The organism is Arthrobacter sp. (assembly GCF_048266065.1).
In the GTDB taxonomy this organism is placed as follows: Bacteria; Actinomycetota; Actinomycetes; order Actinomycetales; family Micrococcaceae; genus Arthrobacter_H.
In genome coordinates this window covers 297526-322191 of record NZ_JBLXAH010000003.1, presented here as the reverse complement: position 1 = coordinate 322191, position 24666 = coordinate 297526, and the positions used below count along the sequence as shown (strand labels likewise).

The window sequence follows — 24666 nt, the reverse complement described above, 5'->3', positions numbered from 1 at the left end:
GCTCCATTTCTGCTTCGTCGCACAATGGGTGGAGTGTGTACCGGCGTACCGGTCAGGGCGGCAAGATCGGCTGATCCCGCCCACGTGCTCCGGCGCAGCCCACAGGGCGGGGCCGGAGCACGTAGATCACAGCGGGCTGAGTTGTTCCCCGTCGTAGAACCGACCGGCCTTGTAGACCATCGGCTCGTTGTCGCTGACTTCTGCATGTCGGACGCGGCAAACAAAGATGGTGTGCGTCTTGGCCTGGAATCGCTCTCGGATCTCGGCCTCGATGGACGCAGAGGACCCGTCGATCAGGGGGCTCCCATGGGGCCCTTCATGCCAGTCGATTTCTGCGAACTTGTCGGCCGACTTGGAGGCAAACGTGCCCACCGTGGCCTTCTGGCTATTGGCAATGATGTTGATGCCCAGATGCGTGGAAGCAAACAGTGCGGCGTACGTCGATGACGTCTTCTGCACGCACACCATGACCAGGGGCGGCTCCAACGAAATCGAAGCATAGGCGTTGACGGCCAGCCCCTTGGGCGTCTGCCCGTCCTTGGTGGTCACTACGGTGACCCCGGTGACGAACTGGCGGTTGAAGGTCTTCATAACCTCCGGGTCCGGTTCCCCCCAGAGCGGGTCGACGACCACGTCGGACGGGCCGGATGCCTCTGCGGCAATGGCGTCGCCCAGGGAGCGGACGCCCAGGGAATTGAGAAGCTCGCCGCCGTCCCAGGTGACCACTTCGGAGGAGATGCGCCCCTCGACCAGGGTCACGTAATTGGATCCGCGGGTGTTGACCGTCCGTCCAGTCGGCGGAACGCCGAGGAAGGACTGGGAATGGGTCCCCGTGCTGGACCAGAAGATCGCGCCGCGCTCCCCATCGAGCACCACGGAGTCGATGGTCGTCTTCAGGTCAGGGAAGCCCTCGCGGATAGCCAGGATCTCTGCCTTGAAGTCTTCGAGGGTGTCGCCGGTACCCCTGCTCTTGCTGGTGCGTACGTAGTCGTCGGTGACCAAGGCATCGAGCGCTGCGACATCGCCGTCGTCCCACGCTGCAGCCCAGGCATCTGCCAAGAAAGTTTCGAAAGTCTGTTGCATGCTAGAGACCGTAATCCAGATCACTCATGAGTGCAACGCTTATTTAAAATTTCTTGTAAATAGTGCGGAAATCCCTTCATCTTGCATCAAATCAACGAAGGTGTTGACGGTCTCATGTATGCAACGTAAGCTCTCTTGCATGCAACAGACATCAACAGTTGGAACAGCGGAATCTGCTGTGACCGATGACCAAAGTCTCCTGGAGAAGGTCCGGGCACTGGTCCTTGGCGGCGACTACCTGCCGGGCGCGCCGCTGTCGGAAATCTTCCTGTCCCAGGAATTCAACGTCAGCCGCACCCCCATTCGCGAGGCACTCAAACAGCTCCAACACGAGGGACTCATCGAGATCCGTCCCAAAGTCGGCACGTTTGTCCGCGAGCCCACCCGGCGGGAAATCGTGGAGATGTTCCAGTTGAAGGAGAGTTTCGAGGGCATGGCCGCCGGCCTGGCCGCCCGTCGTGGGCAGGTTCCTGAACTCGATGTCCTCCAGCGCAATATCGAGGATTCCGACGCTGCGGCGGCACGAGACGACGCCGCCCGCTACGCGGAGCTGGTCCACGAATTCCATTGGACCCTGATCAGGGCAGCCGACAACACCAAGCTTGTCGAGCACTACCAGCGCCTGATGAACCAGCTGGCCTATCACCGACTGGTCCTGAAAACGGTTGAACGTCCGGGAAGGATCCATGCGTCCACTGACGAACACCGCAGCGTGTTGGAGATGATCCGGGCCAAGGACGCCTTCGGCGCGGAATCGACCATGCGCAACCACGTGTACGCGTCGGCCCGTGAAGTGCTCACTGATTCACGGACTGCCTACGGACAAGACCAGATCCACTAAGGACCACAGCAGCGGAAACCCGCACCGAACACACCAATACGGCACGCAGCGACGCGTGCCCCACGAAAGGAGCCATCATGCGCTTTTCCGTCTTCCACGGCCTCGGAGCACCCGGCGATGTGGAGAACTACAACCAGCATATGAAGGACGCCCGCGAATACGCGGTGGCCGCTGAAAACTACGGCTTCTGGTCCACCTGGTACACCGAGCACCACTTCGGCCACGAGGGCCAGGAACTGACCCCGAACCCGATCATGATGGGCGTGGACATCGCCGCCCGGACGAGCACCATCCGCATCGGGCAAGCCGCCGCCATCGTGACATTCTGGCACCCACTGCGCTTGGCTGAGGACCTGGCACTGTTGGATCAGCTCTCCGACGGACGGCTGGAGGTCGGCGTGGGCCGCGGACTCTACGGCCGTGAAGCGCTGAACCTGAATCCTGCCGCCGATCCCCGGGACCAAGAACAGAACCGCAAACTCTTCGGCGAGACCATGGAGATCCTGGACAAGGCGTGGAACAACAAGTTCTTCAGCCACCAAGGCGACTACTACCAGTTTCCGGCCCCGGGCGTGAAGTGGAACCACCCGCTCTCCCCTGCAACCCGGGAATTCACCAACGAGGACGGCGAGATCACCAAGATGTCCTTGGTTCCGCGCCCATACCAGCAGGAGGGCCCCGGAATCTGGCAGGTCATCGACAGCCCTCGTTCCATCGTCAGTGCAGCCGAGACCGGGGTCCAGGGCATCTTCTGGCTTCCACCCGTCTCCGCACTCAAGGGCCGCTTCGAGCTGTACCGCGACCACGCATCCACGGCCCAGGGCCGTGAGGTCCCCCTCGGCGAGGGCATAGCGCTCGTGCGTGACGTCTATGTCGCGGACACCATGGAGCAGGCCCGCGAGGAGTTCGAGGAAGCAGTCATGAACACCTACCGGTGGATCACCCACTGGCGCGGACTGAGCAACCTCATGGAGGAAGGCGAAGAGCTCACCGACGCGCACCACTTGGACTTCGACATGCTCATGGACCGCAACATGCTGGTGGGCACGCCCGAGTACGTGACCGAGAAGATCAAGGAACTCGAACGCGAAGTCGGCATGGAGCACATGATGCTCTGGACCACGCATCCCGGCTTGAAGCACGAACATGCCATGCGCAGCCTGCAGCTGTTCTCCGAGAAAGTGATGCCGCACTTTGCCTGATACATCCGCAGCCGTCGCCGCCGGCATCCGCAAGATCGTCTACTACCAGGAAGAAGTCGTCCGGGAAAACGGGACGGCCCCGGCCCTTCCCGCGCTCCGGGCCACCGTGGCCGCCGTCGTCTCCAACCCCTGGCTTGGATCCGGACCCGAGGCCGACCTGGCCGAGGCCGCCAAGCGCATAGCACCGCACATCGCCCAGGTGCTGACCGATCGGCTGATTGCCGGGCTGGGCGGCGCAGGGCAGATCGAGGCCTTCGGCAAGGCCGCGATCGTGGGCACGTCCGGGGAGATCGAACATGCCGGGGCGCTGATCCACACGCCGTACTTCGGCAACCTGGTCCGCGAGTTCTTGGAGGGCAGCTCGATCATCTCGTTCGCCGACGACCGGGCCGACGCCGGCGCCTCGATCGTTGTGCCCATGTGGCACAAGGAACATGCGGCCACCCGCAGCCACTACCAGACCGTCGCGGCCCGCGTCCCGGACGCCCCGCTTCCCGGAGAGATCGTGGTCATCGCGGCCGCATCCACCGGACCTCGCCCCCATGCCCGCATCGGCGATCGAAAAACCGACCGCCCTGTCACCTCCGCCGTCCTGCAAGGAGCAACATCATGAATGTCCGCAAGATCATCACCCTTCTCGAGGAAACCGTGACCGAAGGCGGCCGACCCGTCGAACCCGCGGCCCGCGTGGCCGTGGTGGCCGTGGTCATCGAAAACCCGTGGGCCGGCCAGGGGTTCGTCGAGGACCTCGGAGCCGGCATCGAAGCCACTGCATCCGATCTCGGCGCCCTGCTGGCCCCTCGTGTCATCGAGGCGTTGGGCGCCGATGTCGAAGCCTACGGCAAGGCCGCCATCGTCGGCCTGGACGGGGAAATCGAACACGGCTCGGCCCTAATACATACCCTGAAATTCGGCGACCATTTCCGCAAGGCCGCCGATGCAACCACCTTGCTGCCAGCCGTGGAGAAGCGCGCCGGGGCGGGTACCGTCTTTGACATCCCGCTCAAGCACAAGACCGACGCCACCGTCCGTTCGCACCACCAGAGCATCGAAGTCCGTATCGCCGACGCACCGCACCCCGGCGAAATTCTGGTGGCATTGGCCGCCTCCGCCCAGGGACGCCCGCAGCAGCGTCTGGCATCGCTGTCCACCGAACAGTAGCCATGTCCGACACACCCATCGTCCTGCTGCATGGTGTCGGCCTCGATCACACCATGTGGGGTCCGTTCATCAACGCGGCTGCGCATCTCACCGCGAGGCCGATGGTCGCCGTCGACCTCGCCGGGCACGGGGGCCAGCCGCCCCTGGCCCGGCAAACGACACTGGCCGAACTGGCCGAGGACGCCCTGGAACGGATCCCCGAATGCTGCCACCTGGTCGGTTTCAGCCTGGGTGCCCTGATCGGCCAGCACGTGGCTCGTTACCACCCTGATCGGGTGGCTTCACTGACCAGCGTCTCCTCCGTGTGCCAGCGGACTGCTTCCGAAGCCGCCGCCGTGGCGAAACGTTTGGAGATGGGTGCCCGGGACTTTCCCGCCAGCGTCGAAGCATCGATAGAGCGCTGGTACCCCCAGGGCAGCGGGGTCGGACCGGATCTCGTTGAGGCCACCCGTTCGACCCTGTACGCCAACAACGTCGCTTCCTACCTGTACGCCTACCGGGTTTTTGCGACCGGGGATGCGGAAATCGGCCCGGAACTGGGAAAGATCCGAGGCCCCGCATTGGCGGTCACCGGGGAACTCGACCCAGGGTCCACACCTGGGATGACCCGCCGACTGGCGGCAGCCATTCCCGGATGCCGCACCGCGATCGTCTCCGGCGCACGGCACATGCTTCCGGTCCAGGAAGCGGACGAACTCGCCCGGCTCGTCACCGGGTTCATCGACGAATCGACAGGAGCATCCGATGCCTGAGCAATTTGGACATTTCATCAACGGCACATCCGTGGCCCCTTCCAGTGGCGAATACTTCACCAGTACGAACCCGGCCACGCTGGAACCCCTCTACGAGGCCGCTCGCGGCACTGCCGCCGACGTCGAGGTCGCAGCCCGAGCGGCACAAGCCGCCTTCGAGAACCCGGTCTGGCGGAACCTCAGCGCCACCAAGCGCGGACACCTGTTGCGTCGGCTCGGTGACCTGGTCGGCGAAAACGCCGAGCAACTGGCGCGCATGGAATCCCTTGACAACGGAAAGCTCCTGCGCGAGATGAGAGGCCAGCTGGCCTCCGTTCCCGAGTACTACTACTACTATGCCGGCCTGGCCGACAAGGTCCAGGGAAGCCAGATCCCGGCAAACTCTCCCTTCATCCTCAACTACACCCAGCGCGAGGCGCTCGGAGTGGTTGGTGCGATCACCCCCTGGAACTCTCCGCTGACGTTGACGACATCGAAGCTGGCCCCAGCTCTTGCTGCCGGAAACACCCTGGTGATCAAGCCCTCCGAATACACCTCACGCACTGTGCTCCGGCTGGCCGAACTGGCCTCCGAGGCCGGTTTCCCCGACGGCGTGATCAACGTAGTCACCGGTTTCGGGGCCGAGGCCGGAGCCGCGCTGGTGGAGCACCCTGCGATCGCAAAGATTTCCTTTACCGGATCCACCGCCACCGGATCCTCCATCGCCGCATCCGCGGCCGCCCGATTCATCGGCTGCACCCTGGAACTTGGCGGCAAGAGCCCGAATATCGTGTTCGAAGACGCCAACGTATCCAACGCCGCCATGGGTGTCGTCGCGGGCATCTTCGCCGCTGCCGGGCAGACCTGCATCGCCGGCAGCCGCGTCTTTGCCCACCGCTCGGTCTATGACGAACTGCTGGAAAAGGTCTCGGAGCGGGCGAGGACCATTGTCATCGGCGACCCCCTGGACGAAGCAACCGAACTCGGGCCCCTGGCCTTCGACGCCCAACACCAGAAGGTCTCCTCCTACGTGGATCTCGGCGTCTCCGAGGGCGCGAAGCTAGTCACCGGGGGCGGGCGGCCCCAGGTGGATCTGCCCGGCTACTTCTATGAACCAACCGTGCTGACGGACGTGGATAACTCCATGAGGGTGGTTCGCGAAGAGATCTTCGGCCCCGTCGCCGCGGTCATGCCGTTCGAGACCGAGGATGAGGTCCTCTCGCTGGCCAACGACACCAACTACGGGTTGGCGGCCGGGGTGTGGACCAACAACCTGGCCCGTGCCCACCGGATGGCCACCCGCCTTGAAGCCGGGACCATCTGGGTGAACACCTACCGGGCCATGTCCCCGATGTCACCACGCCAGGGCTTCAAGTCCTCCGGTGTCGGCATTGAGCACGGACTGGAATCCATGAACGAATACACCCGTCTGAAGAGCGTGTGGATCAACACCGATGAGGGTCCCGTGTCGGATCCGTTCGTGATGAGGGGCTGAGCATGCCGTTGATCGAGGTATCCATTGCCGAGGGCAGGTCCCCCGGGCAGCTGCGTTCGCTGGTCTCCGCACTGCACCGGGCGGCCGAGGAGTCCATCGGAGCCGCCCCGGACAACACGACAGTGATCATCCGCGAGATCCCGAAGACCCATTGGTCACGGGCGGATGTGACGATCGCCGAACGGCAGTAGCCACACCGGGGCGGCTGCAAACAACCCGTGCTCGCGGCTACTCCGAGGTGGCATTCCTGATGCGTTCGGCCATGACCAGGTACGTCTCCCGGGCCCGGACGTCGTCGTTCCCGTCGTATCCGTGATCCGCGCCTTGGATCTGCCGGTATTCGATCAGGGCGCCGACGGCGTCGAGCCGGTCCGCGTACCGTCTGGCTTCGCCGCGCAGGATGTCCAGTTCCGCAGCGATGACCATAGCCGGTGCCAGGCCGGTGAGATCGGCTGTGTCGCCGACGGACGCAGAGGACGCAAACCGATGTCCGCGCATGGCCGGGTCGGGCACGTAGGCGGAGTCGAAGACGGCACCCATCCACGGCCTCAGCGTGGGCTTGTCGCTGGCCGACGGCTTGCTTCCGGCGGGAACGGACAGGTCCAATGGCGGGTAATGGAGGATCTGGAGGGCGATGTCCGGGCCTTTCAGTTCCAGCGCCTGGCGGGCAACCGCTGCGGCCAGCCCACCACCGGCACTTTGCCCTCCGATGCTCAGACGACTGCCATCCCACCCATGTTTCTGACCGTGGGCGGCAATCCATTTGACGATTTCAAAGGCCTGCTGTGGCGGGTGCGGAAACCGATGCTGCGGGGAAACGACGTAGTCCACGTTGATCACGGTGGATCCGCTGGCCATGGCCACTGCACGGCAGAGTGGGTCGTCCAATTCGGTGGTCGCCAGGACGTAGCCGCCTCCGTGGAAATTCACGTGCACCGGTGCCGAAGCCCGGCTTCCCGGCGCTCGGTAAACGGTCGCCCGTGCGGTGCCCAGGCGCGTGGGGATCGACAGGTCGCTTCGGGTGGCGACGAATTCCGGCAGCCGACGTGACGCCTCGGTGGCGATCTTGCGTCCTGCCACCCGTGTCATAGTCTGCAGAGCACGGGCCATGGTGTCGGCTATGAGGGGTCTCGAAATGATCGACATGGACGCTCCCTTATGGGCTGCGGAAGGTGATCACGTGTGCCGCGACAGTCCAGCCGGTGCCGGTGTAGCGGGGAACCTGGCGTTCGGAGACGACGGTGTAGAGGGTGTCGGCGCCGTGGACGTAGGCCTCCTCGACCAGGGCGGCCAGCACCGCCTCGCCGAAGGCCGGGCTGGTGTCCGGGTGGTGGGTTTTGAGATAGCCGATGACCGCCACGCCATTCTCGACCCGGACGCGGCCGCTGGCGACCGGACGGCCGTGCTCGGTGGCCTCCACCAGGTCGTACCGGTCCAGGGGTGCTTCCTCCAGTCCGCCGGTGCCGGGCAGGGCCGATGTGGTTTCCAGTTCCGAGGTGGCTGCCGTGAGCAGGACCGCACGCCTCACGGGCACCAACCCGCGGGGCGCCGCGCCGTCGAGGATCCCCTCGCCCGGGTCGGCGACCAGGGTGGTCAGCGCCCCGGGACGCGACCGCACATCCTCCACCACGCGTTCGGCGCCGCCACCGGGCCAGGCCACCAGGTGCTCGGTGATGCCGTTCGGGTCGGTGGTACGGATTCCTTCACCGTCGAGTTCGGCCTCGCGATCGGTAACACCCGCCCACGCCAGACCCCAGTCCTGCAGGGTGTCCCGCCATCCACTCACCGCGTCCTCCTGGTTGCTCGTCTCCTTCGAGCATACGACTGCGGCGGTGGGCCCGTCAGACGGTCGCCCTGCGCCGGACGATCTCGTTGATCCAATCGGGGGCAAAGGGTGAGGTGCAGTTCGGCGGCGTCGGGTAGTCCTTCAGGACCTGGAGTCGTTCCCCGATGTCCAAGGCGCGTGCGCGCAGCTCCTCGTGTTCGATGCCGATCGTGGCGAGCGTCTGGTTCATGGCCCACTGCAGCCGCTCCGGGGCCTGCCTCATCTGCGCCTCGATCGTGTCCAGCAAGCCGGGCAGGTCAAGGCCCTCTGGCTTTTTCGCCACCCGGTCGCTGGTCAGCGCCCAGCCGGCACTCGCGACCACGGGGTCGGCATCGTCCATCCAGGCCACCCGGAGGTTCTCGACGTCCGCGTTCTTCTTGACGACGTAGTTCACCAGCCAGTCCTGTACCTTCGGCGCCCGGGAGTCGCGCAGCATCGCGTCCAGTTCACCGGCGTCGTACTCCCTGGGCCTGCAGACCAGCAGGGCCAGCAGGCGGGCCGCTGTGTCGCCGGTGGCCCAGAGTTCCCGGGCGAGGGGCTGCTGGGTCTTCAGGCGTTTGGCGATGGCGCGCAGTGCTGAGAGGTTCACCCCGTGGTCGTCGCCATGGCGCTCGTTGACGGCGCGCATTTTCGGGTTCTCGAGGTCGGCCAATTCGGCCATCAGCTCGTCCACCGTGCTGCTCGACATGGCTTCCCCCGGTTCGCTGGCGTGTAGGACTCCACTTTATGCCCCGCCCCCGGCCAGTGACATCGAGGGCTCCCGAAGACTTCGCCTATGACAAGCTGGAAACCGTGAGCACCGAAAGCCTGGAAAAGTGACCCGATGCCCCGGAGCGCCCGGGCCGCAGTGGTGGTTGCCATCACGGCAGCCGTCATCCCACTCCTCGGAGGTTGTTCCACGACGACGACGCCGGACCCCACCCAGGCTTCGAGCGCGTCGGCAGCACTCGGGCAGGAAGTCGGTTCCGTACTGACCGGGCTCCTCGACACGTCGCACGGCTCCTTGGAGCTCCAGGTTCACAAGGCACGGGAACAGACCTGCCTGCGTCCCGAGGAAGACGCCCCCAAACGAACACCGCGTGGATCGGGCTGGCCGAAGCACCGGTGACGTCCCGTGCCGTCGCCAACGAGGCGTTGGACCGCATGGACCGGTACCTGCTGGCCGAGCAGTGGGAGAAGAAAAACGAGGTCACGGACCCGTCCAAGCGGGCCGTGTACTTCCACAAGGGCGCCTTGGGGGCCACCGCCAAGATCGTCGAGGGAGCCTCCCGATCCCGGGTGGAGGTCACCATCACCTCGTCGTGTGCCGCACAGCCCAGCGATCACCGGATGCAGCGCTTGGAATTGGACGCCGACTACGGGAAGAACAGCCAGTACTACGACGACTGGAAGTAACCAGCCGGCGGGGCCGGGCGATCCGGCACGGTGTGTGCCCGGACGTCAGCACCCTGGCCCATGTCACCTGTCCGCTCAGCGACAGGTGATGCCCTCGCCGCGGAGCTGCCGGCGGACCAGGCCGGAGAACACGTCATCCGCCGGCTCCCGGGCCGGGCGGGCGTCGAGCATCGCCCGGGCCAGTCGGGGAAACTGTCCGGAGGCCAGTGCCGCCGCGAGGTGGGAGGGGACAGCCGGCTCCGTGCCCGCGCTCTCCACCGCCGGGATCGCGGAGAGCTCGTTTTGCACAAAGGCTGACGTGATGGCCGTCAGCGACGCAATCGCTTCCAGCTTGCGTGGCTCCGGCAGGTCCACGCCGGCCATCGATTCCAGGGCGCACTCCAGATAGGCCAGGGTATTCGGACCGAGGGACGGCCGCGTGAGCAATAACGGTGGCAGCCACGGGTGCCGATGCATGATCCTGCGGCCCTGGAGCGCCAACCCGAGCAGCTGGTCTGCAGCCGGTTCCGACGAGGGCGACAAATCGTATTCACCGGCCACCCGGTCGACCATGACCTCCAGCAGCTCATCGTGCGAGGCGACATACCGATACAACGAGGCGGCCCCGGCCCCGATGGCTGCGGCGACCTTGCGCATCGATACCCCTGCCAGGCCGCTGGCGTCGGCCAATCCGACGGCCGCGGCCCCGATCGAGTCCAGCGAGTGCGCCGGCGCCGGTCCCCCCTTCCGGTCCGTCGAACGAAGCCATACCCGGGTGCGGTCTGGGGAGGCCATGGGTTCTCGGTCCAATCGTCGGGGGGATCTACCCCTATCCTAGTAACTGCGAACAGTGTTCGTATCATCGAAAGGACTGGCATGCGCATCCTCATGGTCGCCCCCGGAACCCGCGGCGACGTCGCACCCCTGACCGGGTTGGGCGCTGCCCTGACCCGCGATCACAGGTTCGACGTCTCCCTGGCCGCCAACCCTGCTTACCGTGAACTCGCGATTGGCTCGGGTGCACGATTCCATGCGCTGGATGGCGACATGTCCGCGCTGGTTTCACCGGCCGCCCCCGGGACGAAACCACGACCGGTCGACATCCGCCGCTACCTCGCGGAGTTGACCGCCTACCTGGACCATGCGGCGACCGGCACCCTGGCCGCAGCCCAGGCCGGCGCGGACCTCATCCTGGCCAACGGCATCTCCCCCTACGCCTACGACATTGGCGAAGCGTTGGGCATCCCCGTCATCGGCGCACACCTGCAGCCCCTCGAGTCCAGCAGCGCCCATCCCCCGATGGCGCTGGGTCTGGCCCGCTCGCTGACGGGCCCGGGCAACCGCCTGCTCGGCACCCTGATGGCCGCGGCACGTGCCCCGTACGACCGGCCCTCGGCGCGGATCCGCAGCGAGCTGGGCCTGCCGCCCCGCAGCAGGCGTGCCTCCGAGGCCCTGCGCCGCCGGCACCGCTCCCCGATCCTGCACGGATTCAGCCCATCGGTGGTGCCGCGGCCCCGCGACTGGCACGCCGGGCTGGAGACCACCAGCTATTGGTGGCCCCACGTCGATCCCGGCTGGACTCCGGAGCCTCGACTGGTGGAATTCCTCGCCGCGGGCCCACCACCGGTGTTCATCGGCTTCGGCAGCACCGCGGCCCATGACACACAGTTCATGCTCGACGTCGCCTCCCGGGCAGGAGTCCGTGCCGTGCTCCAGGGTGCCGAGGGGGTGGACACCGCGCACGTTCTCGGCATCGGCGATGTCCCGCATGCCTGGCTCTTCCCGCGGATGGCCGCGGCCGTCCACCACGCCGGTGCGGGAACGACTGCCGCCGCGTTGCGCGCCGGGATCCCCTCGGTGGGCGTCCCGGTCTTCACCGACCAGCCGTTCTGGGCCGCCCGCGTCCACGCGCTCGGGGCCGGTCCGGCCCCCGTCCCGTACGCGAAGGCGACGGTGGGCGCGGTGGCCTCCGCCGTCGCCGCGGCCATCCGGACCCCCAGCTTTGCCGAGCGCGCGCGCCACCTGGCCGGACTCATCGCCCGCGAAGACGGCGTCGCACCGGTGGTCCGGGCCATCCGGCACACCGTCGACTGAGGGACCCAGGAATATCCGGCCGCGCCACACGTTATGCCCCTTGGAAGGACCCGGCCGGACCCACACCGACGGCCGGGCGAACCGTGGCACCGGCAGCGGTGCAGAAGGAGCCCCACATGTCAGCAGAACGCGTCGTCATCCTCGGCGGACACGGCAAGATCGCCCTGCTCGCCGCACCCCAGCTCACGGCGGCCGGGTACGCCGTCGAATCCGTCATCCGCAACCCGGAACAGTCAGGCGACGTCGAAGCGGCAGGCGGCACCGCCGTCGTCCTCGACATCGAAACCGCGACAGTTGACCAGCTCGCCGAGGCTTTCTCCGGCGCGCAGGCAGTGGTCTTCTCCGCGGGCGCCGGCGGCGGGACCCCCGAACGCACCCGGGCCGTGGACTTCGAGGCGGCAGTGCGGTCCATGGACGCCGCCGAGCAGGCCGGGGTGAAGCGGTTCGTCATCGTCTCCTACTCGCGTGCCTCCGTGGACGTCGGGAACCTGGACTCGGAGAACTCGTTCTACCCCTATGCGCAGGCCAAGCACGACGCCGATGAGCACCTGCGCGGCACGGGGCTGGACTACACCATCCTGGGCCCCGGCATGCTGACCCTGGAACCGGCCACCGGCCAGATCCGGCTCGCCGCCTCCGACGGCTCACTCGATGGCCGCGACCCGGACGGCGAGGAGCGCAACACCTCGCGCGGGAACGTCGCGGCGGTCATCACCCACGTCATCGCAGCGAACGCGGCCGTGCGCCAGACGGTGAACTTCTACGACGGGGACACGGCCATCGCCGATGCACTGGCCTGATGCCCCGGTGCCGTGCCGCCCACGGGGCGGTGCGGCACCTACGTGCGGTCGGTGACCCAGATCGGGATGGTTCCACGGACCACCACGGTGCCATCGCGCAATTGCGCACCGACCCGCACCTCCACCTCGAAGGGCGTCTCGTGGTCCCAGTCCCGGGGATCGGTCTCCGCCAGACAGCGGACGTCGCCCGGGACCTTCGCCAGGTAGTCCAACGTGATTCCCTTGGGGATCCACCGCCTCCGCGGCCCCACGGTGGCCTCGGCCAGCAGGCCCATCGCCGCCTCGAGCCCGTTCGCGATGGCGATGGCGTGCAGGGTGCCCAGGTGGTTGTGCAGCGCCCGCCGCTTCCTGAGCTGGACCACCGCCCGGTGTGGGGACATCTCGACGACGCGCGGGCGCACCGAGCGGAAGTAGGGCACCTTGAGCCTGTAGGCGGCCGAGAAGATCCGGCGGCCCAGCGGACGGGCCGCCAGGTTGCGGTAGAGGTCATAGGTCGAGGCCATACCGGGGATGCTACCGCCTACTTCAGGAACCTGGACGTCCGGCGGTCCGCGAGCAGCTTGCCGCCGGTCTGGCAGCCCGGGCAGTACTGCAACGACGAATCCGCGAACGAGACCTCCCGGATCGTCCCGTCACAGACCGGGCAGTCCTCCCCGGCCCGGGCATGGACCCGCAGGGAGCTGCGCTTGGAGTCCTTCAACTGGCTGGCCGGCCTCCCGGCGGCATCGGCCACCGCCGCGTCCAGGATGCCATGCATCGCGTCGAACAATTGATCCACCGCTGCGGCGTCGAGTTTCCCGGCAATGGCAAAGGGGGAGATCCGGGCCGCGTGCAGGACCTCATCGCTGTAGGCATTGCCGATCCCGGCGAGCGCCGTCTGGTCACGCAGCAGCCCCTTGATCTGGCCACCGTATCCGGCGACCATCCGGGCGAAGTCCCGGCGCGGAACGTCCAACGCCTCCGGGCCCAACCGGGCGATCCCCGGGACGTCCTCCAGCTGGTGCACCACATGCACGGCCAGGGACTTCCTGGTGCCAGCCTCGGTGAGGTCGAAGCCCGGCTGGGCCCCTGAACCGTCGTGGGCTGCGAAGCGCACCCGCACGGCGATTGGACCCGCTCCCGGCCGTAGCGGCCCGGGTTTCAGCGCGTTGGACCAGCGCAACCAGCCGGCCCTGGCCAAGTGGATGACCAGCTGCGCCTCCCCGGCGCCGATGACCAGGAATTTGCCGCGGCGGCCCACGGAGGAGACCGGCCCGGCGCCCAGCTCCGCCAGCGGCACGGCAGCGGTCTTCAGCACCGAGAAGGAGAGCACCTCCACCTCGGCGATCACGGCCGGCGCCGCATCGGGCGGCATCAGCTGCTGGTGCAGGAAGTCCACGAGACCCTGCACTTCGGGCATCTCGGGCATGGTCCACCCTAACCCCGTCCCGGACGCGGCACGCCCGGCGGCGTCACCGACTTTCGGCCAATTGACAGCGCGGGGCCGCAGCGGGAAGGTGAAATGGACGGCACAACAGCTGCCGCCGGTACCCACCCGAAGGATCCACCACCATGTCATCTGCACCCCGCCTGTCCATCCAGGACGTCGACCCCGCCGCCTACCAGCCCATGTTCGCGTTGGAGAAGTACATCCACGCGGGCAACCTCGGAGAGGACCTGCTGGCGTTGGTGAAGATCCGCGCCTCCCAGATCAACGGGTGCGCCTACTGTCTGGACATGCACGGCCGCGAGGCCCGCGCCGCGGGGGTCGATGACCGCCGCCTCGACGTCCTCGCCGGATGGCAGGAGGCGCCCGACCTCTATTCGCCCCGCGAGCAGGCCGCCCTCACCCTGACCGAGGAAGTCACCCTCATCGGCGAAGGCGGCGTCTCCGAGGAGACCTGGGCCCAGGCCAGCGCGGAGTTCAGCGAGCAGGACATCGTGGTGCTCATCATGGCGATCTGCGCCATCAACGCCTGGAACCGGATGGCCATCACCACGCGCCAGGCCCTGCCGGAACTCCCGGCCGCCGGGTCCGCCTCATGAGCGCCGGCACCCTCAGCGCCGCGTTGGAGCGCGAACACCGCGAAATCGATGGCGGCATCGAGGCCTACACCGCGGGGACCGGCACCGGCATGTACGACGACGACGCCCTGCTGGCCGCGCTGTCCGCCCTGCGTCGGCACATCTACCTCGAGGAGGCCTTCCTCTTCCCGCCCCTGCGCGAGGCCGGGTTGATGATGCCCATCCTGGTCATGGAACGCGAACACGGCACCCTGTGGGACCTGATGGACACGCTCACCGACCAGCACGACGGCGGCGCGGCACCTGCCGAGCTCGTCTCGACCTGCGCCGAGCTGCTCTCGGTGCTCGATGCGCACAATTCCAAGGAGGAACCGATCATCTACCCGCAGGCCGACGCCGCCCTGGACGCCGACGCCACGGCCCGGCTGCAGGAGTTCATCGACTCCGGCACCACCCCCGACGGCTGGATCTGCGCCCGCGCCGGAGCCTGACGGCCTACCGCAGCGCCTTCTGCCCCGGGCACTGCTTCGTCACGATGCGTTGGATCACATCGCGTTCGGCCCGGGTGACCCACAGGCCATACTTCGCTTTCACGGCGGTCTGCCGTGCCACATAGGCACAACGGTAGGACTTCCGCGGCGGCAACCAGGTCGCTGCATCGCCATCGCCCTTGGAGGCGTTGGTTGGCCCGTCAACGGCGAGCAGGTTCAGCGGGTCGTTGGCCAGCGCGATCCGTTCGTCGGCCCCCAGCTGCTGGGCACCCTTCTGCCAGGCATCGGACAGGGCCACGACATGGTCGATCTGGACCGCGTTGCTGGTCCCCTGCCCGCGGACGAAGTCGATGAACTTGCCGGTGTAGGGGTCGTGGAGGATGCCCGAGGTGATGACGCACCCCTGGGTCCCCGGACGGGCCACCACGGCGGTCAGGTCGCGGCGCAGGATGTCATTGCGTCCGTCGCAGCCGTTGCGGTCGGGGTCCTTCCAGCCGGAGCCGAAGTTCGACCGCTCATACCCGGTTTTCGGGGCCCGCCCCTTCACGGTCAGGGTTGCCAATTGGGCCAGGACCGTTCCCGCCGCCGGGCCCTCGGATCGCTTCTTCGAAGCGGGTGCTGACCGCTTGGGCGCCGGTGTCTGTACAGCGGCCGAACCCGCCGTCTCCTGTGGAGCCGCCTGCATCTCGGAAGGAACAACCGCCGCCGGCGACGCCGCGGACGTCGGGGCCTCGGACCAGACGACGAGCGGGCCCGGCCCCGCGGATTCGGTCGTGATAACGATTGGTCCCGCCTGCTGCGTGGCACCTGCGTCCCCACAGCCGGCGAGTCCCAATCCAACGGCTCCGGCCAGGAGAACACCGATCCATCGCCTGCCGCAGCCTACCGCGCCACGGTGGACCCCAGCGTCTACTCGCAACCGACACCGTCGCCATCGCGGTCGAGCTTGCGACTGTATCCCGGGTCGCCGACGTGGATGGGATCGGCCCCGGCGGCACGCACGGCCGTGCAGTTCTTGTAGTAAGCCGACGTCGACGCGGGCTTCTGCGGTACCACCGGCTGGGCGACGTAGCTCTGCTTCCGAACAGCGGATGCCTTCTCGGCGGCCTTCCTTTCGGCGTCCCGTGTGGCCTGGGCGGCCTGCGCCTTGCGGGCACTCTCCTGCTGTGCCGCCCTCTTGGCCTGCGCTTGCTCGACGGCTTTCTTTTCGGCCGCGGCCTTCTCGGCCTTGACCTTTGCAGCGGCCTTGTCCCGGGCGGCTTGCTTGGCCTCGGCTGCCGCCTTGGCTGCCGCGGCCTTCTGGGCCTTGGCCTGGTCCGCCGCTTGTTGGGACGCGAGGGCTACGACCGCCGCCTCCGACTTCTCATGGTCGGCTGCCGCAACCCAGACGAAGGACCCGCCCTCGTTCGCGTCGCAGTAGTTGCTCTCCCCGTCCTGCGTCATGACCAGTTGATCACCCTCGCAGGCCTCGCCCACGAAACTGGCCAATTCCGGCTCCGCGCTCGGGGCGGGGGTTTCCTGGGCCGCGGCATCGGCAGCTGGCGTGGTGGCCGTCTCCGATGGACCCGTGAGGGAAGCGGCGACGACGATCAGGACCAGCGCCCCGCCGGCGACCCCGGCTGCCGCCTTGCGGTGCGGGATCCGGGCCCACCGGCCGCGCCCGATCAACAGCACCACCAGGGCGAAGACCAATGCCAGGACTGCCAGGAACGCCACGACGACGGGCGCTGCGATGAGCAGGAGAATCAGGACGACGACGGCCACGGCGAGCGCGATCCAGAAGCGTGGTCCTCGGGTCTTCTTCGGGGCAGGCTGAAGCCCCCATGATGCGGTCAAGTAGTTCCCCCCCAGGGCGATAAATCAATCAGATGCCCACAGCATATCGGGGGTACTTGAACCTTGCACGTAACGATCAGGCCAGTCCTGCCGACTCCATTCGCAGCTGTGCAGGGTTCTGCGGGTTGGCGACCGCGGCAACGGCCAGGTTGCTCTTTTTCTTCACGTCCGACTACGACTACTTCGACGACACGGACTATCCGGCAACTACCTTCAACGTCCGCGGCAAGGCCACAACCGGCCTGTCGTGGGAGGTGGATGTCGACAAGTTCCACATCGACATCCTGGCCGCGAACTTCGTCCTGCACCCGGACTGGTTCGACGTCGTGGTCGCCAGCAACCTTTTCGGGGACATCCTCTCCGACCTCGGCCCGGCCTGCACCGGGACCATTGGCATCGCCCCCAGCGGCAACATCAACCCCGAACGCCGATTCCCCAGCCTCTTCGAACCGGTCCACGGCTCGGCCTCGGACATTGCCGGGAAGGGGATCGCGAATCCGGTGGGCCAGATCTGGAGCGCTGCGATGATGCTTGAGCACCTCGGCGAGCACGAGGCCGGCGCGGCCGTGCAATCGGGGTTCGAAGGCGTCCTCGCCGAACGGGACATGTCGGTACTGACCCCCGACCTCGGTGGCACTGGCACGACCGGGCAGCTGGGGGGTGCCATCGCCGGCCGGATCACGTCGGACGCTCTGTCGGCCGCCAGGTAGCACTAGCGGGATTCTCGGCCCGAACCGATCACCACCTGGGGACGACGACGGAGCTGCAGCCCCATCGTCGTCCCCAGTCCTTGCGTGGCTGGTGTTTCGGGGCTAATCTCCGAGATCGACGACCTCGAACTCAAGCAGGCCCATGCCGGTGGCCACCGGTGCGCCCTTGGAGTGGTCGTGCGGGGCGCGCTGGTCGCGCCAGTTCTCGAAGTCCTCGCGTGTGGCCCACTGCGTGTAGACGAAGTACCGGTCGTCGCCGGCGATGGGACGCAGCAGCTGGAAGCCCTCGAACCCGGGCTGACCATCCACCGAGTGCTTGCGTGCCGCGAAGCGCCTCTCGAGCTCCGACCCGGCTTCGACGGGGACATTCAGGGCATTGATGACGACGACGGACACGGCGCTCCTTCCGGGCCCGGCACCTCCGGACCACTCATGTTTCCAAGCTATCGCAGCACGGTCCGAACCGCCGTCGCACCCGTCACGCCCCGTCGCTCCGACCGCCCTACCGGACAGCAGGCGCCAGGGACTTGATCAGGCCCTCGATGCGCGATCGGATGTCATCGTGGATCGGCCGCACGGCGTCGAGGTCCTGGCCGGCGGGATCCTCATGCGCCCAGTCCTCGTAGCGTTTCCCGGGCAAGACCGGGCAGGAGTCGCCGCAGCCCATGGTGATCACCATGTCTGATTCGCGCACCGCGTCGATGGTGAGGACCTTGGGACTTTCGGCGGACAGGTCGGTCCCCCTCCGCCGGGGCCGCCGCTGCCGCCAGATTGACCGAATCGGCCGGCTCGGATCCGGCGGGACGGACCTCGATGGCCCCGCCGTACAGTGCGGCGAGGTGCGTGGCGGCCATCTGCCAACGGCCGGCATTGTGGACGCAGACGAACAAGGCTGACGGCTTCGTGCTGGTCCCGCTCGCGGTCATGGGTTCGTGTTCCTCGTGGAGGCGGGCAGATCCGCGGCTTCGACGGCAAAGAAGCGATGGCGGGAGACATGTCCACATAAACCAGAAGGGGATCGGCAACCAGCTACTCCTCGTCTGATGCGTGCGGCGGGTCCGCTGCGGCGCCCCGGCCCGTCGTATCGGCCGAGGAGCCTGGTGCATTTTCCTCGGTGCCGGGCCCTGACTCCCCCTCCAACTCCTGCAGCCGGAACCGGGCGTGCAGGATGTCACCGATGAACAGGTCGTACAAGAAGATGCCGATCAGGCCGCCCACCACGGGTCCGACAATGGGAACCCAGAAATACCAGCTGAACGAACCGTCGATCGTGCCGGGTAGCGCCGTATCCCCCCAGCCGGCCATCCATGCGAAGAGCCGGGGGCCGAAGTCGCGGGCAGGGTTGATCGCGTACCCGGCGTTGGCGCCGAATGAAATGCCGATAGCCGCGACGCTGAATCCGATGATGAGGGGGCCCAGGTTGGCCTTGACGCCGCCGTTGCGCATGTCGATGACAGCGGCGATCAACATCAGCAAAAGTGCGGTGCCGACAATCTGATCCACCAGGGGCCCGAAATTGTCTCCGTTGTAATACGGGGCAGGGAAGGTGGCGAAGATCGAATACGTGGCCAGGCCTCCGGCCGCGTCCCTGGCGGTCTTCGCTGCGTGGTTGAACGCATCGATGGCCTGCCAGTACACGGCGTACACCACGGCCGCGGCGGCAAAGGCGCCGACGACCTGGGCAAGGATGTACGGCCCCACTTTCTTCCACGCAAATTTGCGCCGGACCGCGAAGGCCAAGGTCACGGCCGGGTTGAGATGCGCGCCGCTGACCCCGCCGGCGATGTACACGCCGAAGGCCACGGCAAAGGCCCAGCCCCAGGCGATCAGCATCCAGTCGCCGGACCCCTGGAAGAAGATGTTTGCTCCCGCAGTGCGGCCCGATCCCGGCAATGCCGCCACTGCCATGGCAACGGATCCGTCGCCCAGGAGGATGAGGACAAATGTCCCCAGAAATTCCGCCAGTGCCTCCCCCCACGTTCCGCCCAGCCGTTTGAGCCCACTTCCATTGCGTACGGCGCCTCGCAGAGCGCTTCGGATCGGGGCGATGTCACTCACGTCGAACCTCCTCGGCAGTCCGCTGCGGCGCACCGTTTGTGCAGGGCAATCGGGCTTGCACGAAGACTAGCGCTCGGCGGGGCGCTTAGCTAGGGAAGAACGAAGATCGCTGACGCTGCCCCATGGGCTCTTGTGCCGGAGGACCTTTGGTGTGACTCTAGGCACAGTGAACGGCATTGGAGGCTCACGTGATTTTGCCTAGTTCCGACCTGACTCCGCAGTCGCGGAGCGCCGCCCTGGAGACCCTGCAGGCCACGACCGCCGCGGAGCCACTCGATGTCCTGGTCGTCGGCGGCGGGGTCACGGGTGCCGGGTCCGCACTGGATGCGGTGACCCGCGGGCTGAGCACGGCCATTGTCGAGGCCCAGGATTGGGCTTCAGGGACGTCCAGCCGGTCCAGCAAGCTGGTCCACGGGGGCTTGCGCTACCTGCAGATGCTCGACTTCCACTTGGTCCACGAGGCGCTCACTGAACGGGACCAGCTGATCTCCAAGCTTGCCCCCCATCTGGTCCGCCCCGTGTCATTTCTCTACCCGCTGGAACACCGGATCTGGGAACGCGGCTACGTCGGAGCCGGAATCGCCCTGTATGACACGCTGGCCAGCCTGACCCCAGGAAAACGGGCGCTTCCCCTCCACCAACATCTGACACGCAAGGGGATGAACCGGCTCTTTCCGGACCTGCGCCACGATGCCGCCGTCGGTGCCCTGCGCTATTGGGACGCCTCGGTCGATGATGCCCGCCTGGTCTGCACCCTCGTCCGCACAGCCGTCTCGCATGGGGCCCAGGCCGCCAGCAGGACGCAAGTCATCGACCTGACGCACAACGCGGGCGGACGCGTCGACGGTGCACGCCTGCGTGATCTGGAAACCGGGGACGAGCTGCGCGTCCACGCCCGCCACGTCATCAACGCGACAGGCGTCTGGACCGAGCAGACGGAGGCACTGGCCGGTGGCAGCGGCGGGCTGCGCGTCCTGGCGTCGAAGGGCGTGCACATCGTGGTGCCGCGCGAACGCATCCGCGGCGAGGCCGGGCTGATCCTCCAAACCGAAAAGAGTGTCCTCTTCGTCATCCCCTGGTCCCGCTATTGGGTCATCGGCACGACCGACACCCCCTGGAAGCAGGAACTCCAGCATCCGGTCGCCACCTCGGCCGACATCGACTACATCCTGGACCATGCCAACGCGGTCCTCGCCAGGCCGTTGACCCGCGACGACATCATCGGCACCTGGGCCGGCCTGCGACCACTGCTGCAGCCGGGAACGAAGGAGGGCACCTCCTCCGCCAAGGTCTCCCGCGAACACACCACCGCTTCCCCGGCACCCGGACTGACCGTCATTGCCGGCGGAAAGCTGACGACCTACCGCATCATGGCGGAGGACGCCGTGGACTTCGCGCTTGGCTCCCAGGCCCGGAACAACCCCTCGGTGACCAGCAACGTCCCGCTTTTGGGCGCGGTCAACCTCGAGGTCCAGCGCAACTGGAGCCGGACCTATGCGCGGATCTACGGGTGGTCGGACGCAGTCGTCGACCACCTGCTGCACCGCTACGGATCGCTGATCACCGACATCGTCGCCCTCTGTTCCGCGGACACGTCGCTGGCCCGGCCGCTGGAGCACGCGCCCGCCTACCTGCGGGCCGAGATCAGCTATGCGGCGAGCCATGAGGGCGCCTTCCATCTGGAGGACGTCCTGCTGCACCGTACGCGGCTGAACTACGAGGTCCGTGACCGCGGGCTGGCGGCACTGGACGAAATCTCTGCGCTGATGTCCGACGTCCTGGGCTGGGACGAGGCCCGACGCCAGCGGGAGGTGGAGTCATACACGGCCCGGGCCACGGCGGAGGCGGCAGCGGAGGCCGATGCCAATGATGCGACGGCCGAAGCCACGCGGTTGCGCGTCGATGACATCGCTCCCATGGCATCCCTGGGGCCGCCCCCCGATGCGGGACTGAAGCCGGGGTCGCCGCCGGAATCGGCCGGCACCTCTGGCCCCGTCGGCACCTAGGGGCGGCCCGGGTTCCCCGCACACATCGAATCTTCGACCCACCGTCCACCCGAACCACCAGGAGCCCCCATGAGCACCCAGTACGTCCTCGCCATCGACCAAGGCACCACCAGTTCCCGCGCCATCGTCTTCACGCACGAGGGAACCATCCACTCGGTCGGCCAGCTGGAGCATGACCAGATCTTCCCCCGGGCCGGATGGGTCGAACATAATCCCGAGCAGATCTGGAACAACGTCCGGGAGGCAGTCGGCCAGGCCCTGACCCGGGGCAACATCGCCCACCAGGACCTCGTCGCCGTCGGGATCACCAACCAGCGCGAGACCACGGTGGTGTGGGACAAGACCACCGGGAAGCCCGTCTACAACGCCATCGTCTGGCAGGACACCCGCACCCAGAAGATCGTTGACGAGCTCGGCGGCAGCGACGGCGCCGACAAGTACAAGTCGCGCGTTGGCCTGCCCCTCGCCACGTATTTCTCCGGCCCGAAGATCAAGTGGATCCTGGACAACGTGGAAGGGGCCCGGGAGGCTGCCGAGCGCGGGGACCTGCTCTTCGGCAACACCGACACGTGGGTGTTGTGGAACATGACCGGCGGCACCGACGGCGGCGTCCACGTCACCGACGTCACCAACGCTTCGCGCACCATGCTCATGAACATCGACACGCTGACCTGGAACGAGGACATCGCCGCCGACATGGGCGTGCCGATGTCGATGCTGCCCGAGATCCGCTCCTCCTCGGAAGTGTATGGGCGCGGCCGCCAGCGCGGCATGGTCCCGGGCGTGCCGATCGCCGGCATCCTGGGCGACCAGCAGGCGGCAACCTTCGGGCAGGCCTGCTTCCAGAAGGGCGCGGCCAAGAACACCTACGGAACGGGCAACTTCATGTTGCTGAACACCGGAACCGAGCCCGTCGCCAGCAAGAACGGGCTCCTGACGACGGTCTGCTACAAGATCGGCGACGCCCCGCAGGTCTACGCTCTCGAGGGGTCCATCGCGGTCACCGGTTCCCTCGTGCAGTGGCTGCGGGACAACCTGGGCCTCTTCGAGGAAGCCCCCGACATCGAGTACTACGCGAACAAGGTGGACAACAACGGAGGCGCCTACTTTGTCCCTGCATTCTCCGGGCTGTTCGCCCCGCATTGGCGGGCCGACGCCCGCGGCGCGCTGGTGGGGCTGACACGATTCGTGAACAAGAACCACATCGCGCGTGCGGCCCTGGAGGCAACGGCGTTCCAATCCCGTGAAGTCCTGGATGCCATGAATGCCGATTCCGGCGTCGATCTCACCGAATTGCGCGTGGACGGCGGCATGGTCGCCAACGAGCTGCTGATGCAGTTCCAGGCCGACATCCTCGATGTGGACGTCGTGCGTCCCGAGGTTGCCGAGACCACGGCCCTGGGTGCGGCCTATGCGGCGGGGATCGCCGTCGGCTTCTGGAACGGCGAGGACGATGTGGTCGCCAACTGGCGCGAGGGCAAGCGTTGGAGCCCGGAGATGGATCCGGCCGAACGAGACCGCCAGTACCGGCTCTGGAAGAAGGCGGTCACCAAGACATTGGACTGGGTCGACGACGACGTCCAGTAGGTGCCCCGGCTGGCTTGCCCGTCCGCACCGCTGATTGGAGAGGAAGTGATCGTCCGATTGCACGCGCCCACCACCACGCTGGGAATCCGCTTGAACACCTTTCGAAAGGACTGAAGAGCCATGTCTGACAACAGAGCCGTCGCATACAAGGGAACCGGAAAGGTCGAGGTCATCGACACCGAGTACCCGACGTTCGAACTCAAAGACGGTCCGGGAGTCAATCCCGCCAACGTGGGTCGCAAGGTGCCCCACGGGGTCATCCTGCGCACCGTCACCACGAACATCTGCGGTTCGGACCAGCACATGGTGCGAGGCCGGACCACTGCGCCGATCGGCCTGGTGCTGGGGCACGAAATCACGGGCGAGGTCGTCGAGGTCGGGCCCGGCGTCGAGTTCATCAAGGTCGGCGACATCTGCTCGGTGCCGTTCAACATCTCCTGCGGCCGCTGCCGCAATTGCAAGGAACGCAAAACCGGCATCTGCCTGAACGTGAACCCCGACCGCCCGGGCAGCGCCTATGGCTACGTCGACATGGGCGGATGGGTCGGCGGGCAGGCCGAATTCGTCCTGGTTCCCTACGCCGATTGGAACCTGCTCAAGTTCCCGGACCGCGACCAGGCGCTCGAGAAGATCATGGACCTGACCATGCTCTCCGACATCCTGCCCACCGGCTTCCACGGCGCCGTGAGTGCCGGCGTCACCGTGGGTTCCACGGTCTATGTGGCCGGCGCGGGCCCCGTGGGGTTGGCTGCCGCGGCCAGCGCCCGCCTGCTCGGTGCCGCCGTCGTCATCGTGGCCGACATGAACGACGACCGTCTGGCCCAGGCCCGCTCCTTTGGGTGCGAAACCATCAACGTCGGTTCCGGGGACCCGGGCGACCAGATCGAGCAGCTGCTCGGCGTCCCCGAAGTGGACTGCGGGATCGACGCCGTGGGCTTCGAGGCGCGGGGGCATGGCGGTGGACGGCAAGCCGAGGAGGCCCCGGCCACTGTCCTGAACTCGCTCATGGACATCACCGCTGCGGGCGGCTCGCTCGGCATCCCCGGCCTCTACGTCACCGGTGATCCGGGGGCCGCGGACGAAGCGGCGCAGAAGGGTTCGCTCTCGCTGTCGCTGGGGACCGGCTGGGCGAAGTCGCTCTCGTTCACCACGGGCCAGTGCCCGGTGATGAAGTACAACCGCCAGCTGATGATGGCGATCCTGCATGACCGGATCAAGATCGCCGACGCTGTCAACGCGAAGGCCATCGGGCTCGAGGACGCGCCCCGCGGCTACGCCGAGTTCGACGCCGGCGCGGCCACCAAGTACGTGCTGAACCCCAACGGCTACATCAAGAACTAGTCGGCACGCCACCACCAACAGCAAGGA

27 protein-coding genes and 1 pseudogene are annotated in these 24666 nt (G+C 67.0%); 16 read left to right on the top strand and 12 right to left on the bottom strand.

What is annotated here, in order from left to right:
• Positions 1–126: 126 nt before the first annotated feature.
• Complete coding sequence (locus ACN0TP_RS07035) at positions 127–1083, bottom strand: flavin reductase (RefSeq protein WP_417218065.1); 957 nt, start codon at positions 1081–1083, stop codon at positions 127–129.
• A 139-nt stretch (positions 1084–1222) separates the two neighbouring features.
• Between ACN0TP_RS07035 and ACN0TP_RS07030 the strand changes: the two genes are divergently transcribed.
• From ACN0TP_RS07030 to ACN0TP_RS07000, 7 genes are all read left to right on the top strand, one after another.
• Positions 1223–1924 carry a GntR family transcriptional regulator gene (locus ACN0TP_RS07030; RefSeq protein ID WP_417218064.1) on the top strand — a complete coding sequence of 234 codons (702 nt, stop codon included), beginning with the start codon at positions 1223–1225 and terminating at the stop codon, positions 1922–1924.
• Between the two features lie 77 nt (positions 1925–2001).
• A complete protein-coding gene (locus tag ACN0TP_RS07025; protein WP_417218062.1) occupies positions 2002–3126 on the top strand; it encodes an LLM class flavin-dependent oxidoreductase in 1125 nt (374 codons plus the stop codon).
• Positions 3119–3739 carry an amino acid synthesis family protein gene (locus tag ACN0TP_RS07020; protein WP_417218060.1) on the top strand — a complete coding sequence of 207 codons (621 nt, stop codon included), beginning with the start codon at positions 3119–3121 and terminating at the stop codon, positions 3737–3739. Before ACN0TP_RS07025 ends, ACN0TP_RS07020 begins: the two co-directional genes overlap by 8 nt.
• Entirely contained in the window at positions 3736–4287 is a 552-nt protein-coding gene (locus ACN0TP_RS07015; protein WP_417218058.1) for an amino acid synthesis family protein, read from the top strand. The genes ACN0TP_RS07020 and ACN0TP_RS07015 overlap by 4 nt, the downstream gene beginning before the upstream one ends.
• Before the next feature lie 2 nt (positions 4288–4289).
• Positions 4290–5039 (top strand): alpha/beta fold hydrolase, encoded by a 750-nt coding sequence (locus ACN0TP_RS07010; protein ID WP_417218056.1) that lies wholly within the window; start codon positions 4290–4292, stop codon positions 5037–5039.
• Positions 5032–6513 carry an aldehyde dehydrogenase gene (locus tag ACN0TP_RS07005; RefSeq protein ID WP_417218054.1) on the top strand — a complete coding sequence of 494 codons (1482 nt, stop codon included), beginning with the start codon at positions 5032–5034 and terminating at the stop codon, positions 6511–6513. Before ACN0TP_RS07010 ends, ACN0TP_RS07005 begins: the two co-directional genes overlap by 8 nt.
• 2 nt (positions 6514–6515) lie before the next feature.
• A complete protein-coding gene (locus ACN0TP_RS07000; RefSeq protein WP_417218052.1) occupies positions 6516–6704 on the top strand; it encodes a tautomerase family protein in 189 nt (62 codons plus the stop codon).
• 37 nt (positions 6705–6741) lie between these two features.
• On the opposite strand, the gene ACN0TP_RS06995 is transcribed toward ACN0TP_RS07000, so the two are convergent.
• The 3 genes from ACN0TP_RS06995 to ACN0TP_RS06985 all read right to left on the bottom strand — a co-directional run bounded on the left by ACN0TP_RS06995 (position 6742) and on the right by ACN0TP_RS06985 (position 9026).
• Entirely contained in the window at positions 6742–7602 is an 861-nt protein-coding gene (locus tag ACN0TP_RS06995) for an alpha/beta hydrolase fold domain-containing protein (RefSeq protein ID WP_417218050.1), read from the bottom strand.
• Between the two features lie 67 nt (positions 7603–7669).
• Positions 7670–8299: a hypothetical protein gene (locus ACN0TP_RS06990; protein ID WP_417218048.1), complete on the bottom strand. Its 630-nt coding sequence runs from the start codon at positions 8297–8299 to the stop codon at positions 7670–7672.
• A 55-nt stretch (positions 8300–8354) separates the two neighbouring features.
• Positions 8355–9026 carry a DNA alkylation repair protein gene (locus ACN0TP_RS06985; protein ID WP_417218046.1) on the bottom strand — a complete coding sequence of 224 codons (672 nt, stop codon included), beginning with the start codon at positions 9024–9026 and terminating at the stop codon, positions 8355–8357.
• 416 nt (positions 9027–9442) lie between these two features.
• Here ACN0TP_RS06985 and ACN0TP_RS06980 point away from each other — a divergent pair, with 416 nt between their 5' ends.
• Entirely contained in the window at positions 9443–9733 is a 291-nt protein-coding gene (locus ACN0TP_RS06980) for a hypothetical protein (RefSeq protein WP_417218044.1), read from the top strand.
• A 75-nt stretch (positions 9734–9808) separates the two neighbouring features.
• Here the strand turns inward: ACN0TP_RS06980 and ACN0TP_RS06975 are convergent, their stop codons facing one another.
• Positions 9809–10507, bottom strand: coding sequence for a TetR/AcrR family transcriptional regulator (locus ACN0TP_RS06975; RefSeq protein WP_417218042.1), 699 nt, complete (start codon positions 10505–10507; stop codon positions 9809–9811).
• Between the two features lie 81 nt (positions 10508–10588).
• Between ACN0TP_RS06975 and ACN0TP_RS06970 the strand changes: the two genes are divergently transcribed.
• Both ACN0TP_RS06970 and ACN0TP_RS06965 read left to right on the top strand, forming a co-directional pair.
• Positions 10589–11806: a glycosyltransferase gene (locus tag ACN0TP_RS06970; RefSeq protein ID WP_417218040.1), complete on the top strand. Its 1218-nt coding sequence runs from the start codon at positions 10589–10591 to the stop codon at positions 11804–11806.
• Between the two features lie 116 nt (positions 11807–11922).
• Entirely contained in the window at positions 11923–12606 is a 684-nt protein-coding gene (locus ACN0TP_RS06965) for an SDR family oxidoreductase (RefSeq protein ID WP_417218038.1), read from the top strand.
• A gap of 38 nt (positions 12607–12644) precedes the next feature.
• Here ACN0TP_RS06965 and ACN0TP_RS06960 read toward each other — a convergent pair whose 3' ends face one another.
• Both ACN0TP_RS06960 and ACN0TP_RS06955 read right to left on the bottom strand, forming a co-directional pair.
• Complete coding sequence (locus ACN0TP_RS06960) at positions 12645–13109, bottom strand: hotdog fold domain-containing protein (RefSeq protein WP_417218036.1); 465 nt, start codon at positions 13107–13109, stop codon at positions 12645–12647.
• Positions 13110–13126: 17 nt separating this feature from the next.
• Entirely contained in the window at positions 13127–14014 is an 888-nt protein-coding gene (locus ACN0TP_RS06955) for a DNA-formamidopyrimidine glycosylase family protein (RefSeq protein WP_417218034.1), read from the bottom strand.
• A gap of 143 nt (positions 14015–14157) precedes the next feature.
• Here ACN0TP_RS06955 and ACN0TP_RS06950 point away from each other — a divergent pair, with 143 nt between their 5' ends.
• Positions 14158–14631, top strand: a complete 474-nt coding sequence (locus ACN0TP_RS06950) for a carboxymuconolactone decarboxylase family protein (RefSeq protein WP_417218032.1) — start codon at positions 14158–14160, stop codon at positions 14629–14631.
• The gene (locus ACN0TP_RS06945; RefSeq protein ID WP_417218031.1) at positions 14628–15101 is read left to right on the top strand and encodes a hemerythrin domain-containing protein; all 474 of its coding nucleotides are present in this window, start codon (positions 14628–14630) and stop codon (positions 15099–15101) included. The genes ACN0TP_RS06950 and ACN0TP_RS06945 overlap by 4 nt, the downstream gene beginning before the upstream one ends.
• Positions 15102–15105: 4 nt before the next feature.
• Here ACN0TP_RS06945 and ACN0TP_RS06940 read toward each other — a convergent pair whose 3' ends face one another.
• Both ACN0TP_RS06940 and ACN0TP_RS06935 read right to left on the bottom strand, forming a co-directional pair.
• Complete coding sequence (locus ACN0TP_RS06940; RefSeq protein WP_417218029.1) at positions 15106–15663, bottom strand: HNH endonuclease family protein; 558 nt, start codon at positions 15661–15663, stop codon at positions 15106–15108.
• A 347-nt stretch (positions 15664–16010) separates the two neighbouring features.
• Entirely contained in the window at positions 16011–16937 is a 927-nt protein-coding gene (locus tag ACN0TP_RS06935) for an excalibur calcium-binding domain-containing protein (RefSeq protein ID WP_417218027.1), read from the bottom strand.
• A 56-nt stretch (positions 16938–16993) separates the two neighbouring features.
• Here ACN0TP_RS06935 and ACN0TP_RS06930 point away from each other — a divergent pair, with 56 nt between their 5' ends.
• Complete coding sequence (locus ACN0TP_RS06930) at positions 16994–17647, top strand: isocitrate/isopropylmalate family dehydrogenase (RefSeq protein WP_417218025.1); 654 nt, start codon at positions 16994–16996, stop codon at positions 17645–17647.
• Between the two features lie 102 nt (positions 17648–17749).
• Here ACN0TP_RS06930 and ACN0TP_RS06925 read toward each other — a convergent pair whose 3' ends face one another.
• The 3 genes and pseudogenes from ACN0TP_RS06925 to ACN0TP_RS06915 form a co-directional block, all read right to left on the bottom strand.
• Positions 17750–18043 (bottom strand): antibiotic biosynthesis monooxygenase family protein, encoded by a 294-nt coding sequence (locus tag ACN0TP_RS06925; protein ID WP_417218023.1) that lies wholly within the window; start codon positions 18041–18043, stop codon positions 17750–17752.
• A gap of 106 nt (positions 18044–18149) precedes the next feature.
• A pseudogene (locus ACN0TP_RS06920) lies at positions 18150–18573 on the bottom strand (heat-shock protein HtpX).
• A gap of 103 nt (positions 18574–18676) precedes the next feature.
• Positions 18677–19705: an MIP/aquaporin family protein gene (locus ACN0TP_RS06915; protein ID WP_417218021.1), complete on the bottom strand. Its 1029-nt coding sequence runs from the start codon at positions 19703–19705 to the stop codon at positions 18677–18679.
• 194 nt (positions 19706–19899) lie between these two features.
• Between ACN0TP_RS06915 and ACN0TP_RS06910 the strand changes: the two genes are divergently transcribed.
• From ACN0TP_RS06910 to fdhA, 3 genes are all read left to right on the top strand, one after another.
• The gene (locus ACN0TP_RS06910) at positions 19900–21711 is read left to right on the top strand and encodes a glycerol-3-phosphate dehydrogenase/oxidase (protein ID WP_417218222.1); all 1812 of its coding nucleotides are present in this window, start codon (positions 19900–19902) and stop codon (positions 21709–21711) included.
• 69 nt (positions 21712–21780) lie between these two features.
• Positions 21781–23298: a glycerol kinase GlpK gene (gene glpK, locus ACN0TP_RS06905; RefSeq protein WP_417218019.1), complete on the top strand. Its 1518-nt coding sequence runs from the start codon at positions 21781–21783 to the stop codon at positions 23296–23298.
• 120 nt (positions 23299–23418) lie between these two features.
• On the top strand, positions 23419–24639 hold the full coding sequence (gene fdhA, locus ACN0TP_RS06900; protein ID WP_417218017.1) for a formaldehyde dehydrogenase, glutathione-independent: 1221 nt from the start codon (positions 23419–23421) through the stop codon (positions 24637–24639).
• Positions 24640–24666: the final 27 nt, after the last annotated feature.

Excerpts from the sequence above, each read along its gene's own strand:
- ACN0TP_RS07035 (WP_417218065.1), bottom strand. The coding sequence starts at position 1,083 with ATGCAACAGACTTTCGAAACTTTCTTGGCAGATGCCTGGGCTGCAGCG.
- ACN0TP_RS07030 (WP_417218064.1), top strand. The coding sequence starts at position 1,223 with ATGCAACAGACATCAACAGTTGGAACAGCGGAATCTGCTGTGACCGAT.
- ACN0TP_RS07025 (WP_417218062.1), top strand. The coding sequence starts at position 2,002 with ATGCGCTTTTCCGTCTTCCACGGCCTCGGAGCACCCGGCGATGTGGAG.
- ACN0TP_RS07015 (WP_417218058.1), top strand. The coding sequence starts at position 3,736 with ATGAATGTCCGCAAGATCATCACCCTTCTCGAGGAAACCGTGACCGAA.
- ACN0TP_RS07010 (WP_417218056.1), top strand. The coding sequence starts at position 4,290 with ATGTCCGACACACCCATCGTCCTGCTGCATGGTGTCGGCCTCGATCAC.
- ACN0TP_RS07005 (WP_417218054.1), top strand. The coding sequence starts at position 5,032 with ATGCCTGAGCAATTTGGACATTTCATCAACGGCACATCCGTGGCCCCT.
- ACN0TP_RS07000 (WP_417218052.1), top strand. The coding sequence starts at position 6,516 with ATGCCGTTGATCGAGGTATCCATTGCCGAGGGCAGGTCCCCCGGGCAG.
- ACN0TP_RS06995 (WP_417218050.1), bottom strand. The coding sequence starts at position 7,602 with ATGACACGGGTGGCAGGACGCAAGATCGCCACCGAGGCGTCACGTCGG.
- ACN0TP_RS06985 (WP_417218046.1), bottom strand. The coding sequence starts at position 9,026 with ATGTCGAGCAGCACGGTGGACGAGCTGATGGCCGAATTGGCCGACCTC.
- ACN0TP_RS06975 (WP_417218042.1), bottom strand. The coding sequence starts at position 10,507 with ATGGCCTCCCCAGACCGCACCCGGGTATGGCTTCGTTCGACGGACCGG.
- ACN0TP_RS06970 (WP_417218040.1), top strand. The coding sequence starts at position 10,589 with ATGCGCATCCTCATGGTCGCCCCCGGAACCCGCGGCGACGTCGCACCC.
- ACN0TP_RS06965 (WP_417218038.1), top strand. The coding sequence starts at position 11,923 with ATGTCAGCAGAACGCGTCGTCATCCTCGGCGGACACGGCAAGATCGCC.
- ACN0TP_RS06960 (WP_417218036.1), bottom strand. The coding sequence starts at position 13,109 with ATGGCCTCGACCTATGACCTCTACCGCAACCTGGCGGCCCGTCCGCTG.
- ACN0TP_RS06955 (WP_417218034.1), bottom strand. The coding sequence starts at position 14,014 with ATGCCCGAGATGCCCGAAGTGCAGGGTCTCGTGGACTTCCTGCACCAG.
- ACN0TP_RS06950 (WP_417218032.1), top strand. The coding sequence starts at position 14,158 with ATGTCATCTGCACCCCGCCTGTCCATCCAGGACGTCGACCCCGCCGCC.
- ACN0TP_RS06945 (WP_417218031.1), top strand. The coding sequence starts at position 14,628 with ATGAGCGCCGGCACCCTCAGCGCCGCGTTGGAGCGCGAACACCGCGAA.
- glpK (WP_417218019.1), top strand. The coding sequence starts at position 21,781 with ATGAGCACCCAGTACGTCCTCGCCATCGACCAAGGCACCACCAGTTCC.
- fdhA (WP_417218017.1), top strand. The coding sequence starts at position 23,419 with ATGTCTGACAACAGAGCCGTCGCATACAAGGGAACCGGAAAGGTCGAG.